The 14,271-nt window shown below is 39.7% G+C and carries 10 protein-coding genes and 1 pseudogene; all 11 read left to right on the top strand.

The window, feature by feature from the left end:
• On the top strand, nt 1-2,346 hold a 2,346-nt coding region (locus CDG79_RS34745; protein ID WP_143855667.1), incomplete at its 5' end, for a hybrid sensor histidine kinase/response regulator.
• A gap of 527 nt (nt 2,347-2,873) precedes the next feature.
• Nucleotides 2,874-5,108, top strand: a complete 2,235-nt coding sequence (locus CDG79_RS34750) for an EAL domain-containing protein (RefSeq protein ID WP_094346168.1) — start codon at nt 2,874-2,876, stop codon at nt 5,106-5,108.
• Between the two features lie 353 nt (nt 5,109-5,461).
• Nucleotides 5,462-7,714, top strand: a complete 2,253-nt coding sequence (cas10, locus tag CDG79_RS34755) for a type III-B CRISPR-associated protein Cas10/Cmr2 (protein ID WP_094346169.1) — start codon at nt 5,462-5,464, stop codon at nt 7,712-7,714.
• A complete protein-coding gene (locus tag CDG79_RS34760; protein ID WP_094346170.1) occupies nt 7,711-8,436 on the top strand; it encodes an RAMP superfamily CRISPR-associated protein in 726 nt (241 codons plus the stop codon). Before cas10 ends, CDG79_RS34760 begins: the two co-directional genes overlap by 4 nt.
• The gene (gene csx10, locus CDG79_RS34765) at nt 8,433-9,785 is read left to right on the top strand and encodes a type III-D CRISPR-associated RAMP protein Csx10 (protein ID WP_094346171.1); all 1,353 of its coding nucleotides are present in this window, start codon (nt 8,433-8,435) and stop codon (nt 9,783-9,785) included. Before CDG79_RS34760 ends, csx10 begins: the two co-directional genes overlap by 4 nt.
• Nucleotides 9,782-10,192, top strand: coding sequence for a hypothetical protein (locus CDG79_RS34770; RefSeq protein WP_094346172.1), 411 nt, complete (start codon nt 9,782-9,784; stop codon nt 10,190-10,192). The genes csx10 and CDG79_RS34770 overlap by 4 nt, the downstream gene beginning before the upstream one ends.
• Before the next feature lie 61 nt (nt 10,193-10,253).
• Nucleotides 10,254-11,465, top strand: a pseudogene (locus CDG79_RS34775) (hypothetical protein).
• A 7-nt stretch (nt 11,466-11,472) separates the two neighbouring features.
• Nucleotides 11,473-12,396, top strand: a complete 924-nt coding sequence (csx7, locus tag CDG79_RS34780; protein WP_094346173.1) for a type III CRISPR-associated RAMP protein Csx7 — start codon at nt 11,473-11,475, stop codon at nt 12,394-12,396.
• Nucleotides 12,397-12,406: 10 nt separating this feature from the next.
• Entirely contained in the window at nt 12,407-13,027 is a 621-nt protein-coding gene (locus CDG79_RS34785) for a hypothetical protein (RefSeq protein ID WP_094346174.1), read from the top strand.
• Between the two features lie 29 nt (nt 13,028-13,056).
• The gene (locus CDG79_RS34790) at nt 13,057-14,007 is read left to right on the top strand and encodes an RAMP superfamily CRISPR-associated protein (RefSeq protein WP_094346175.1); all 951 of its coding nucleotides are present in this window, start codon (nt 13,057-13,059) and stop codon (nt 14,005-14,007) included.
• Nucleotides 14,004-14,153 (top strand): hypothetical protein, encoded by a 150-nt coding sequence (locus tag CDG79_RS43015; RefSeq protein ID WP_189525236.1) that lies wholly within the window; start codon nt 14,004-14,006, stop codon nt 14,151-14,153. The genes CDG79_RS34790 and CDG79_RS43015 overlap by 4 nt, the downstream gene beginning before the upstream one ends.
• Nucleotides 14,154-14,271 lie beyond the last annotated feature (118 nt).

The following is a 14,271-nucleotide window of genomic DNA, read 5'->3' on the forward strand; positions in this document are numbered from 1 at the left end:
CCCCTCCACTCCTTCCCCCGAATTCTCCTGGCTGATGATAACGCAGATATGCGTGATTACGTCAAGCGCCTGTTAGGTCAGCAGTATGAGGTGGAATCAGTCGCAGACGGTTTAGCTGCTTTGGATTCTGCTCGTGGGCGTGTCCCAGACTTGGTACTGACGGACGTAATGATGCCTGGATTAGATGGCTTTGGACTGCTGCAAGAATTACGGGCCGATCCGCAAACGAGAAAAGTTCCAATCATTTTGCTGTCGGCGCGGGCGGGCGAAGAAGCACGGGTGGAAGGGTTAAAAGCGGGAGCCGATGATTATTTAATTAAACCGTTCTCAGCTCGGGAATTGTTGGCGCGGGTGGAGGCAGCCCTAAAAATGGCTCGGCTCCGCGAGGAAGCAATGCAACGAGAGCAAGGGTTACGGATTGAAGCTGAGGTCGCAAAAGCCCACTTAGAGACTGTCCTAGCTGGCATTCAAGACCAGTTTTATGTGTTGGATCGGGAGTGGCGTTATACCTTTGTCAACGATCGCCTAGCAGATGTTGTGGGCATCCAAAAGGAAGATTTACTAGGTAGGATCCTTTGGGAAGTGTTTCCCGATCTGGTTAAAACCGAGTTTTATACTCAGGTTCATCGGGCAATCGCCCAACAGACAGTTGTTCGGTTTGAATACTTTCATGCTCCTTGGCAACGCTGGTTTGAGAATCGCCTTTACCCCTTTGGTGAAGGAATAAGCATCTTTGTTACAGAGATTAGCGATCGCAAACAAGCAGAGAAAGCACTTCGTGAAAGCGAAGAACAGTTCCGCAACATGGCTGACAATGCCCCTTTCATGGTTTGGGTAACAGATATCGCTAGCTACTGCACCTATCTCAGTAAGAGCTGGTACGACTTTACCGGTCAAACTGAGGAAATGGGTCTGGGATTTGGCTGGTTGAACGCCGTACACCCAGAAGATTACGATGACGCGAAGAATATTTTTCTGGAAGCTAACAGTTACTGTTCGGCCTTTCGTATGGAGTACCGCTTACGGCGCAAAGATGGTGTGTATCGCTGGACAATCGATGCTGCTAATCCTTGGTTTGGGGTGGACGGTCAATTTAAAGGTTACATTGGCTCAGTAATTGACATTACAGAACGCAAAGTAGCAGAAGCCGAACGCGATCGCCTCCTGCAACTTGAGCAAGCTGCTAGAACTGAAGCTGAAAGAGCCAACCGGATTAAAGATGAGTTTTTGGCGGTACTTTCCCATGAATTGCGATCGCCTCTCAATCCCATTCTTGGTTGGGCTAGACTCTTACAAACCCGAGAATTTCACCAAGCAGAGATCAAGAAAGCGATTGCAACCATCGAGCGGAATGCTAAATTACAAGCGCAACTAATTGAAGATTTGCTCGATGTCTCTCGAATCTTACAAGGCAAGCTCAACCTTAATATGTTTCCTGTCAACCTAGTGCTGGTAATTGAGGCGGGATTGGAGACAGTGCGTTTGGCAGTAGAGGCTAAAGATATTCAAATTAAAACAATGCTGGATGCTTCTTTAGCGCACGTTTTGGGTGATTCCGGTCGTTTACAACAAGTAATCTGGAATTTGTTATCGAATGCTGTCAAATTCACTCCTGAAGGGGGAAAAATTGCTATTCGACTGGAGCGCATTGATACTCAAGCTCAGATTACCGTCAGCGATACAGGTAAGGGGATCAACCCGGAATTTATCCCTTATGTGTTTGAATATTTTCGTCAGGCTGATAGCACCACAACCCGAAGGTCTGGTGGTCTGGGGTTAGGGTTAGCAATTGTCCGCCATTTGATAGAATTACATGGTGGTACGATTTGGGCAGAAAGTTTAGGGGAAGGGCAAGGAGCTATTTTCACGGTCAGGCTACCCCTCATCAAAAAAGAATTAACTCCAAAAGAACAGATAAATATCAATCGTTTAAATGACTCTTCTACAACTGAAATCCTTACAGGCATCAAAATCTTAGTTGTAGACGATGACGATGATACCCGTGAATTCCACACATTTGTGCTAGAACAAGAGGGAGCAAAGGTAATTGCTGTGGTATCAGCAAAAGAAGCACTGCAAGTATTGGCTGAGTCAGAACCAGATATTTTGCTCAGTGATATTGGTATGCCAGAGACAGATGGCTATACGCTGATGCGCCAAGTTAGAGCATTGCAGGCATTGCAAGCTAAACAGATTCCCGCGATCGCTTTAACTGCTTATGCTGGAGAAATCAACCAACAACAAGCACTTGAATCAGGATTTCAAAGGCATTTGTCTAAACCCGTTGAACCAGAGGAGTTAGTCAACGCAATTGCAACTCTGATTGGCAGGAATGGGAATGTCTGAGTTCCAAAAACCATTCAAAAAACACCCTTACGATCGAGAGTGTTTTGGCATTATCAGGTATATTCATAAAAATTATTAAAAATTATAGTTTCAGATTTTTTATCTAGCGATAGGGATAATATCATGTCCGTTTAAGGACTTATCATGAAGACCGGAGTTCTTGCTGGGGGCAGGGGGAAAGAGGGTTTTCCGATTTTTGCACAGATGTGGGAATCATAACTAATTAACCGGACATGATATAAATTAATATAGCTAAAAAATCTTCCTCCCCTAGCTGATTTTCCCCTTTATTTCATAACTTAAATTCTTAATCTAACTATTCATTAATTTGCTTCATTTCACAAAAAAATAGGCAATTATTTGAGGATTTAGTATAAAAATATAGAGATACTATTGAGTTAATTGATAGACTAAATTATTCAATTTACAGAACTCATCAAATCTTCATGTATTTGAAGCATAGTTTATCTTTTACACTAAAAATAGTGGGAATAATAGAACAAATCAGATTAAAAAAGTAGTTAGCTATGAGCCAAATATGTCCGATCTCCAAAACCTGTGCTTGTCGCAATGTTGCACGCTGCCAGACTAAGGAAGCAGGCAGGCTCTTTCTCTGGTTCCCCGTTCCACATACCCTAAAAAAAGTCACCTCCTACCTAAAGAAGTTTGCCCTAAAGTATGAATTGATGCACGAGCGTCCAGGTTTGAGTTTGGACTGTAGACCTGGAGAGGCTCAAGAAATTGCCCGTAACCTGGCCCAACTACTAGCACCGAGAGAATTAAAAGAGACGCAAGTCCTTTTCATTCGAGGTGCTATCCAACCTCAAATCCACGATTTTAGTGATATAACCTCATTACAACGCTTCATTAAATTTAACCAATCTGACTGGCTGGTTGAAATGTTGGTAACGGAACGATTCACCAGTTACTTTCAAGCAATTGTCTCAATTCAAGATACATCGCAGATTTATGGATATGAATCGCTCTTGCGCGGGCTGGATGAACAAGGCAATTTAGTGCTACCAGGGTCAATTATGGAGTTAGCAACCGAAGCCGGACTAATACCCCAACTTGACCAAATTGCTCGCCTCAGCACAATTGCTCAAATCAGCCACCATCAAGTAAGTGGGCACATCTTCATCAATTTTGCACCAACCTCACTTTATGACCCAGTTTTTTGCCTACGTAGTACAGTAGAGGCAATTGACCAAGCAGGCATCTCCCACGATCGGATTGTTTTTGAAGTCGTAGAATCAGACAATCCTCAAGATTTAGCCCACCTGAAAGCTGTCCTCCAATATTACCGAGATGCTGGGTTTTTAATCGCCCTTGACGATCTTGGTTCTGGCTATTCCAGCCTAAACTTGCTGCATCAGTTACGTCCAGATTTTATCAAGCTGGACATGGAGTTAATTCGAGATGTGCATCAAAACCTGTACAAAGCCTCGATTACCGAGAAGCTTTTAGAGATTACGCAAAAGTTAAACATCCAGACTGTTGCTGAAGGGATTGAGTGCATTGAAGAACTGAACTGGCTGCGAGAAAGAGGTGCAACTCTTGCCCAAGGCTATTTGATTGCTAAACCTAGTGCAGTGCCTGTCACCACAACCCCTCACTTTGAGGCGATCGCATCAAATAATGTAGCATCGACAGATTGTAAGCTGGTTGAGCGGCATGTCCAACACCAAAATGAGTCCGAGCGAATTGTTGCGGCTGTGACGCAGCGAATTCGACAATCGTTAGAGTTAGACGAGATTTTGCAAACCACAGCAGATGAAGTGCGGCAACTGTTTGAGGTAGACCGAGTAATAATTTACCAATTTCAGGCAGACTGGAGTGGGTTAGTAGCTGTAGAATCCTTAGCAGAAGAGTGCATGTCCATTCTGGGATTTCACGTTATGGACACGTGCTTTCAATCTACCCGTGCAGCTTACTTTCAACAAGGTAACACTAGAGCGATCAAAGACATTGAAAATGCGGGACTATCGCCGTGTCATGTTGACCTCCTGCGGAGTTTGCAAATCCGAGCAAACCTTGTTGTGCCAATCTTGCAGAAAGAGCGGTTGTGGGGACTATTGATTGCTCACCAATGCCGTCATGCCAGGCAATGGCAGCAATCGGAGATTAACTTGTTTAACCAGTTAGCGGGACAAGCTGCGATCGCTATTCAGCAATCAGAACTTTACCACCAATTACAACAAGCAAACCAAGAATTACAGCGCCTTGTCTGTTCGGATGGTCTAACCCAAGTGGGAAATCGACGCTGCTTTGATGACACATTCAACGCACAGTGGCAAAGGTTGGCACGAGAGCAAGGTTCGCTATCTTTAATTTTGTGTGATGTCGATTACTTTAAACTCTACAACGACACGCATGGACATCTGGCAGGAGATGATGCACTCAGACAGGTTGCCAAGGCAATTTCTCAGACAGTGAAACACCCCGCAGATTTAGTTGCTCGTTATGGTGGAGAAGAGTTTGCAGTCATTTTGCCGAATACTGATATCGAAGGGGCCATTGCAGTTGCAAGAGATATTCAGACCCATGTTAGTGTATTAAAAATGCCTCATCCCCATTCTGATGTCAGTGAATTCATCACCCTCAGTCTTGGTGTGGCAACCATCATACCTCATAGCCAATTATCTCCTGAAACCTTAATTGCTGCTGCTGACCAAGGACTCTACCAGGCAAAAGCACAAGGAAGAAATTGTGTGGTGCAGATGGATTGTGAGGATGTTGATCGAATAATTACTAATTCATAATTAAAAACACTGTACAGGTTGGAAGACCCCCCTTCCACTCACCTGTATGATAAAGGCATTCGTGGAAGTGTAAAAAATCAGACTTATTATACCATAAAACAACGAAATTGTCAAATATGTGGCAACACGTCTCTAAATTTAGCTGAAAATTTAATTTGCTCAACAAAAAGTAATACAAGTTTCAAATGCGTGTTTGCTTCTCAATATGATTGATTTAGAGGGAAAAATTGATGATAAAAATAAATTGATTGCATCTTATACTACTCATGCGCTAATTTTATTTAGAGATATTACGCAAATGAGGTAGTGGGTAAGGACAATTGCAGGAGTATGTAAAAATGAGAACAAGCAATATGGAAAATCCAAGTTCTGTGATGATTGCGATCGCTTGGTGTTTAGCTTGGGGTGATGAGCGATCATCACCTAATCTGATAATGTTAGAGCAAACGCGACAAGCTTTAAAGGATGGAAAAGAAGTACCAGAAGAATTTCAAAAGTTAGTTAAACAAGTTCAAGAATTACAGAATTTGCCTTTTCCAAATACAGTGGAAGAACTAAAGCAGTTAACAGAGAAATATCCTCATCTCTGGGATTCTCAAATTGGCTTAGTTTATGGTGGTGCAACTAAGATTAAACAGTATGTATTTGAAGCAGCTAAACTTCCAGATATTCGTGGTGCTTCAGCACTACTTGATAGAATTAACCTAATTGATTTACCTGCTTTTTTTGGTGAATATGGAAATGTACCTAAATCAATCTCAATATCTCAATGGCTAAAAAAGCACTTCCCGGATTTAGAAGCAGCTTTGATTCCTGAATTAATTATCTATTCTACTGGTGGTAATATTTTAGCTTTTTGTCCAGGATATTTTGCAGATGATTTAGCGAATGCAATTGAAAAGCGCTATACTGAGGAAACTTTAACTGCTAATTCCTGTGCAGTAGGTGCTAAATTTAAAGCCCTAGAAATTCGTTTTGGCTTACTACACAATCAGATTGATCAAACATTCTGGCTAGAAAAATATAATAGTAATCTTAAGCACGAACTGATAGAAGCTTATTTTTATCAATCTGATGTAAATGATTCAAAGCAAGCTTTTAAGGAACGCAAGAGTTTTAATGAATTAGCTGGAAAATTAGCTTCTCTATTCAATCAGCGACGCAACGGTAATGATTTTGATAATTGCCCTAGTCGTCGTTATCCGCCAATGTTTGAGACGCACCCTTATTTAAAGAGAGATGAAGGCGATCGCAGATCATCTGTAATGAAAGCTGAAGGTCTTCCTAATGAACCTTGGTTTTCAGAAACTTTAGCTCGTAAGCGCATTGTTGGACAAATATCTAAACGAGATGATAGCTCTCAAGATTGGTACTATCAAGCTGGTTTTGATTGGAAACCTAATCAAATTTATATCCCCAGTTGGGTGAAAAAGTTTGAGGATTTTTTGGTTGAAAATGAATTAGATAATCAATATTATAACGGAGTTAAGTATCCAGAAGAAGCACGTTCTCTAATAGAAATTGGAAATGCGAGTACACCGAATTGTTTTGTTGCTTACATTTATGCTGATGGTAATAATATGGGTGGCTACATCCAGAAGATTAAAACTCCACAGAAATATCAACAATTCAGTAATGATATTTTCAAAGCCACTGAGCAATCAGTTTATAAAGCACTAGCTCAACATCTACATCCCCATCAACTCAAGAATATTAAAGATCAAGATAAGGTACAGCGGAATGGCCGCTGGATTCATCCCTTTGAAATTTTAACTATTGGTGGGGATGATGTGATGCTGATTGTGCCAGCGGATAAAGCACTAGCTATTGCGAAAACCATCGGTGAAGAATTTGAACGTAGACTGGCTGACTTAAAAGATTACCAAATACCACAGCGTTGCTTATATCATCGCTACCATCCACAATCAGCACTATCGTCTCAATGTAAATTAAGTATGTCAACGGGAGTGCTAATAACCGCTGAGGATACACCAATATACTATGCAGAAAAGCTCACTAATCAGCTACTAAAATCTGCAAAAAAGGGGGCCAAAGAACTGAAAAAATATGGTTATTATGGTGGTACAGTAGACTTTTTAGTGATGAAATCTGTAACGATGATTTCTTCCAATATTAGCGAGTTTCGCTCAAACGGATTAACCAAATATGGAAGCAAACAGCAAAAATTAAAGCTGTATGCTGCACCTTACACGCTTCATGAACTTGGTGGTCTTTTAGAAACTGCAAAGGCTTTGAAAGATGCAGAATTTCCGCGATCGCAACTTTACCAAATCCGTAGTTTACTAGAACGAGGTAAACAGACAGCTATACTCAATTATCGTTATTTTCGAGTGCGGCTAAGTGACAAAAAAGCTCAGGATTTACTGAAAACACAGTTTGAAGAGGCATGGTGCAAACCAAAACAAAATAATAATAATGGCAATCTTGCGCCTTGGATGTCTTTGAAAGAGGGGAAAGAAGAAACTAAAGAAAAAGTCACTTACGAAACTATCTGGCGAGATTTAGTAGATTTATATCCCTTTATCGCCAAAGCACAGAATAATTCCTCTCTGACAAAATCAAAGCAACAAACATTGCAATCATGATTTATTTACGAAACTTACCCCAAAGTCAAGTAACAACTATTCCACTCACAGCAATAATTGATAGTGCTTTGTGTGTCGGTGCAGGTGGTTCTGATGGTTCTCTTACAGACAAACCTATTGTTCGGAATGCTAAAGGACAGTTGTTAATTCCTGCTTCTCAACTCAAGGGAAGATTGCGCCATGAATGTGAAAAGCTAGCTAGAGGCTTAGGATGGGAAATTTTTGAGTCGCCAAAAGCTGAAACACTGTGTCCTACAGAAGAACAACTCAGAGAACGAGTAAATAGTCAATCTTTAAATTTTTACCAAATAGACGGTTACAAAGGCTATCACTGCTTAATTTCTCAAATATTTGGTAATCCCATATTGCCATCACGAATTATAGTTGATGACTTGATTTGTCAGATCCAAAAGGAGGATTTACCAGAAGTGATACGTCCTGGTGTAACTATAAATCGTCGTCGTCACACCGCAGAAGAGAAAAAACTATATTTCCTAGAAACTTCCCCCCCGAATAATCAGTTGGAATTTATCGGGAATATTCATTTACTAGCAGATTGTCCAGCATACGCCAAGGCTTTGATTTTAGCAGGCTTGCGGCATATTCACGCTTTAGGTGGTAGTAAATCTGCGGGGTTAGGTTGGTTGAGTTGGAAAGAACTAGAAACACTACCAAAAAATGATCCAGCTTGGACAATGCTAATACCGGAGATGAAGTCATGAAGCGGATTAAATTAGAGATTACAGCTTTATCGCCATTAGCGATCGCAGCTAAAAAACCCGGTTCTGTGAGTGAAGCTGAAGATCATATTCCAGGTTCAGTGATTCGCGGTGCGATCGCATCTCAAATCTTACAACTATCTAACCAGCAAACACCACGGATAGCAGAACAAAATTTAACAGCAGACGGTGGCGACTTTGAAGCCTTCTTTTTAGGTGATGAACCTGCGATTTTTCAAAATGCTTATCCAGCAGTAGCTAAAATTTCAGATGAGTCCAATCCTAATAAAAGTAAGCCTGACCTCATTTCTAGAGTTGTAAATGACGAGATTCTGGTCTTACCAGCTACAGCCGTAAGTTCTAAAACAGATCCAGGTTTTAAACCTAAAAACGGCGTTTTTGATACTTTAATTGACCGCTTCTGTGCAGATGCATTCAATTATCCTTACGATCCTAGCGATCCAGAATCTATTAAAGAAAACGCCGATGCACGGGTTGAACCCTATAGTGGTTTTTACAGTTGCAAAGATGGTAAATATCGCAGTCATTCTAATAGTACTCGCTTTCTGACAAGAGTGGGAATTAACCGCCAAAGAGCTACATCTCAAGATGATATCCTTTATAGTATTGAAGTTTTAAATGAATCATTTCAAGAAACTCCCCAAGGACAAAATTGGCATCATGTAGTTTACCGCAGTGAAATTTTAGTTAAGGATGCAGAATTAGCGAAATCTCTAACAAAATTTATCAATCATAATTCTCAACTATTTCGCTTAGGTGGTGCAACTTCGCGGGGTCTAGGTAAAGTTGAAATCACAGCAACAATCGATGAGGATGCTGTAACTAAAGCTAGAATTAAGGAATTCAATGAACAGCTTGAAACACGTTGGCAACTCTGGTTAGTCTTTGGAGAACCAGAGAATAAGCTATTAGATAATCGTACCTATTTTACTCTAGACCTACAAGCTGATGCTATTCTTACTGAAAATTGGCGACGCACTACAGTAATTTCTCCAAAAATGTTGTGTGAATTTGTAAATTTAGATGATGAATTTGCACAACTGAACGATGAAGAAGAAAAAAATAATTTTCTCAAATTGGAAGTAGCCTACAGTAGTTATAACTATCGTTCTGGCTGGAATTCTGCTTGGGGATTGATGAAAGATATAGAATTAGTAACTAACAGAGGTTGTGTGTATTTATTTAGTATAAATAAAGAAAACGAAAAAAAATGGACTGATAAACTTAAAGATTTGGAACTGAACGGAGTAGGCGATTGCACTTCTGAAGGTTTCGGACAAATACAAATTTGCAATGAGTTTCATAATGTATTTCGGGAGAATGCTAAATGAGTGATCTATCAGAGCAGCATAAACAACTTAAAATTCAAAAAGGAATCCGTCAAACTGAAGATGATCTAGTTATCTGGATTCAAGATGCTTTAGATAAAACAAAATATGGCGACCTAGAAGAATCTCAATTTCGTAACTTAGTGCGAGTTTCTGATACTACTGAAAGTGCAGAAGCAATTAAAAACTTTATCCGCTATCAAGTAGGTAGAGATAAAAAATGGGGTAGAGGTAAAGATTCATTAGCTGAGAAAATCATCGAACACATTGATGGCAATATCAAGAAAAACTCCCAAATAATTGCCGAGTGTTGTCAAACAGACTTTAAACCGATTTGGCTAGAAATGATTCGCCGCTATTTAGGCTATGGCGCACGACATTTGAAATACAAGCGGGATGGTGCAACATAATTGCAATACCTTGCTTATATGCAAAGAGAAAAATTGGTTTTTAAATTTCAGGTATAAAAACATGAAAAATACCCTTATTTGTACAGTCGGTACTAGTCTATTCAATAATCTCAAGTATTCAGAAGATTCAATTAAGCAATTATTTGAGTCTAAGAACTGGAATCAGTTAGCTTTATCACTGCTTGAGCATAAAAACTCAGATCGTATATGTGGCGCAGAAATTAACTCAATTACAAGCATCTGTGATAAAAATTTACTAGCGGTACGTATACGTTTAATATTTTTAGTTTCAGATACGGATGACGGAAAAACTACGGGGAATTTGTTGAAGTTATATTATGATAATAAAAAAAGTAATCCTTTACATTTTGAGAGTGTAGAAGTACGTATCCTGAAAGGATTACGTGATGATGATGTCAAAGCTTTTAAACAGCAAGGGTTAAAAAATCTTGTCCGGGAAATTAGTAATGAGGTCAGAAAATTTAGCCCAGAAGCAATTGCTATAGCGGTTATCGATTGGATGAGAACACCAAAGTCCTTGCTGTCAAATCATTTCAGCAAAGTTTTTGTATCTCACTGAACTGCACACCGCTATATTAATGCGACTGGTGGCTACAAAGCACAGATATCATTTGCTGGGATGATTGGACAAGCATTAGAAATCCCGGTTTACTATTTGTTTGAAAAATTTTCAGAGGTGATTGAACTTCCTCCGCAACCTATCGCCTTGGATCTAGCTTTTTGGCTGAATAACTATCTACTTTTTGAAAATCTAGAGAGTGAGCAAATAATTGAGAAGTCAGAGATAGAAGAAAATTTAGAAAGTAATTATCTGGATTCACTCATTGATGAAGAAGCTGATGGGGAAAAAACCTTAGTCAGTCTTTCAGCGATGGGAGTATTATTTAATGAACGTTGCCGATTACAATTTGCTAAACAAGAAAATAGCATTCTCTCTTTAATCCCTCAAGATGACACTAAAGCAGAACGTAAACCTATAAGTTTGAGACAGGATCACGGTATAGATATTCTCCAGGCATTTTCTAAAAAAATCTGTCGTTCTCCCTATGTCAAAAAAATTACTAATTCCCTTCCATTCAACTCAAGACGTACTAACCCAATTCGTCGGACTACTAATGATGGAGTTGTAGAGTTTGTTCTAACTTGGACGGATAAAGGATTAGGTTTATGTATTCAAACGACAGGGCGAAACAAAGCAGAAACAAATACTATAGCCTTACATCTACAAAAAGAATTTGCAGAAAATAATTAATTCAACTATGTTTGACACATTCAAAAATCGCTTAGAAATTACAGGCATACTGACCACAATCACAGCACTACGAATAAGTGCGGGTCGCTCTAGTGAACCCATAGGCTCTGATTTACCTGTAATTAAAGATGCTTTGGGTAATCCATTAATACCAGGATCGAGCTTTAAAGGAGCGTTGCGATCGCGCTTAGAAAGTTTCCTCAGAGGTATAAATCTCAATTTAGCAGCTAATCCTGCTATAGAAGCAGAATGGTCAATCACAAACCAACGTCTCAATGGTAGCAATGGCATCAAAGAAGAAGTAGAAGAGGAATTAAAGCAATACCCAGAAGAACAACGTAATGCAAGAAGAGATCAGATACTCACAGAGAAAATTATCAGTGAAACTGACTTAATTTCTCGCTTATTCGGTTCCCCTTGGATTGCTAGCAAATTCCAAGTCCGGGATTTAACAGTAGTGTCTGATACCTGGTTTGGACAATACCAAGAAAGAGACGGTGTAGCAATTGATAGAGACACCGAAACAGCCGCAGATGGTAAACTCTACGATTTCCAAGTAGTTCCGGCTGCGACACAGTTTGAGTTTAAGGCTGTGGTAGAAAATGCTGAGGAATGGGAATTGGGACTGTTGATGATTGGGTTACACCAGTTTGAGACAGAACAAATACCTCTGGGTGGGGGGCGATCGCGTGGCTTGGGTGTCGTTAAACTAAAAATTGACAAAATGTATTGGCTGGATGTCAACAACGACCCAAACAAATTACTAATTTACCTACAAGAATTGGTAAATAGCAATCCAGGTGATAAACTCCCTAGCTATCAAGATGTTAAACAGTTAACTTTGAAGCAAGATTGGACGAACTCGCTGATCAATCATTTAAGAGATAATATACCTACGAGTTCCACCACCGAAGCGACACAAAATTCTTGAAGAGGTCAATATGGCTTTCAGTAGTTTCAAAACCATTGGTGAAGTTATCAAAGCATTTCAAGTCACCTATACAGAATCAAATTTCATCAGTGAAGTTAAGTTCAATATTCCTGATTACTTCCGCGAAGATTTAGAACTGATGATGCGGGATGCTGTCGTTGATAACTCGGAGTTTGCTATTTGTGAAAATCTGATTTATCCCGTACTCAAAGAAGTCTGGAAAACTTATCGCAATCATTTTCTTTTATGGAGTCACCAATCTTTAAATTATGATGAAAAGTTATCTGGTTTTCCTGAATATATTTTAGCTAAACGTTCGCCATTGGGTAAAGTCGTCTTTGATAAACCATACTTTATTTTAATTGAAGCAAAACAAGACAACTTTGAAACAGGCTGGTCGCAATGTTTAGCAGAAATGATTGCTGCTCAAAGACTAAATGGAGAATACCAAATAGTGATTTTTGGCATTGTTTCCAATGGCGAACGCTGGCAATTTGGCAAGCTAGAAGCAGAAATATTTACTAGAAACAGCACATATTACACTATTCAAGAAATAGATAAATTATTTGGCGCTGTTAATTTTGTCTTCCAACAGTGTGAAGCACAGCTAAATACTTTAGTAGCAGCTTAATCTGTATATTTGCCCAACTAAATCTAGTCATGCACAAAAAATTTGTTAATCATTGCACCATTGATTTAAGTATCATTCCCGATGGGCCAATTCTTATAAAATCAGGTAAAGAAGGAGCCGACCCCACAAAGCCTGATATGGAATTTGTAGAAACTTATCATGCTGGAGGACGTTCTATATATTTACCAGGAAGCAGTTTAAAAGGTGCAATCCGCGCCCATGCAGAACGGATTGTGAGAACGGTGGGTAAAGATAGACGCGATCCAAATAATTCGGATATACTTTGGGCTAACGATCCGTTGAGTGATAAGTACGATTATCTCCAGAAAAAATCAGCACCAGATATTTACAAACTCTCTAGTTTTACAGACCAAATGTTTGGCAATACTTCCATTGCTAGCCGAGTCAGAATTGAAGATGCTTATCCTGATAAATCTCAGCCTCTCAAAATTGAAGAACGTAATGGTGTAGCAATTGATAGAGTATTTGGTTCTGTAGCAGTCGGGCCATTCAATTATCAAGTTTGTACTGCTGGAGAATTTCATACAAAAATTCATTTGAAAAACTTCACTTTGGCACAATTAGGTTTAATTGGTTTAGTGTTGCGAGACTTGGATGATGGCTGGTTTGGTTTGGGTTTTGCCAAATCTCGCGGATTAGGTACTGTGCAAGTGAAATTAAACTCAGCTGTCGTGCAATATCCAGGTTGCGTTTTGTCCGAAGATAAACAACAAATTAACGCTTTCGGTAGTCAAAGGCAATGGAATAAGACTTTTCTTTTAGGTGCTGGAGAATTTTTAGAGTCTGAAGAAGCACAATTATATAGTTTCACAAAACCAGATAGCCAAGATACTCCTGTTGCTGCACAAGAAATGGATTTGGGTTTTGGGGTGCAACTCACTTGGCGAGAAGGTACTGTTAATGATTTGTTTGAGCGAGGCGTTAGGTCTTGGAGTAGTCTACTTGTGGGGTCAAAATGAATCCTTTTGTTGGTGTTAGCACAAAATTTTTACCAGTACCTGAATTGTTAGATTTAATCAAAAAATTGGCACCTGAACCTAGCTATTATTTCTTACGCTGGACTCATAAAGTTAGTAAAGATTGGGAAGTAGAACCCCAGGGTTAGCGCGTCTCAAAACCTATTGACAAGAGGACTTACCTGATCAGCGATAAGGTGGAAAACAAAGTGACACCATCTGAGGTAGGGTAAGATTTAATTCATCGAACTGCCATATCAAAGTAAT

The organism is Nostoc sp. 'Peltigera membranacea cyanobiont' 232 (genome assembly GCF_002245985.1).
Lineage (GTDB): Bacteria > Cyanobacteriota > Cyanobacteriia > Cyanobacteriales > Nostocaceae > Nostoc.

Excerpts from the sequence above, each read along its gene's own strand:
- csx10 (WP_094346171.1), top strand. The coding sequence starts at position 8,433 with ATGAAGCGGATTAAATTAGAGATTACAGCTTTATCGCCATTAGCGATC.
- cas10 (WP_094346169.1), top strand. The coding sequence starts at position 5,462 with ATGGAAAATCCAAGTTCTGTGATGATTGCGATCGCTTGGTGTTTAGCT.
- CDG79_RS34750 (WP_094346168.1), top strand. The coding sequence starts at position 2,874 with ATGAGCCAAATATGTCCGATCTCCAAAACCTGTGCTTGTCGCAATGTT.
- CDG79_RS34770 (WP_094346172.1), top strand. The coding sequence starts at position 9,782 with ATGAGTGATCTATCAGAGCAGCATAAACAACTTAAAATTCAAAAAGGA.
- CDG79_RS43015 (WP_189525236.1), top strand. The coding sequence starts at position 14,004 with ATGAATCCTTTTGTTGGTGTTAGCACAAAATTTTTACCAGTACCTGAA.
- csx7 (WP_094346173.1), top strand. The coding sequence starts at position 11,473 with ATGTTTGACACATTCAAAAATCGCTTAGAAATTACAGGCATACTGACC.
- CDG79_RS34790 (WP_094346175.1), top strand. The coding sequence starts at position 13,057 with ATGCACAAAAAATTTGTTAATCATTGCACCATTGATTTAAGTATCATT.
- CDG79_RS34785 (WP_094346174.1), top strand. The coding sequence starts at position 12,407 with ATGGCTTTCAGTAGTTTCAAAACCATTGGTGAAGTTATCAAAGCATTT.
- CDG79_RS34760 (WP_094346170.1), top strand. The coding sequence starts at position 7,711 with ATGATTTATTTACGAAACTTACCCCAAAGTCAAGTAACAACTATTCCA.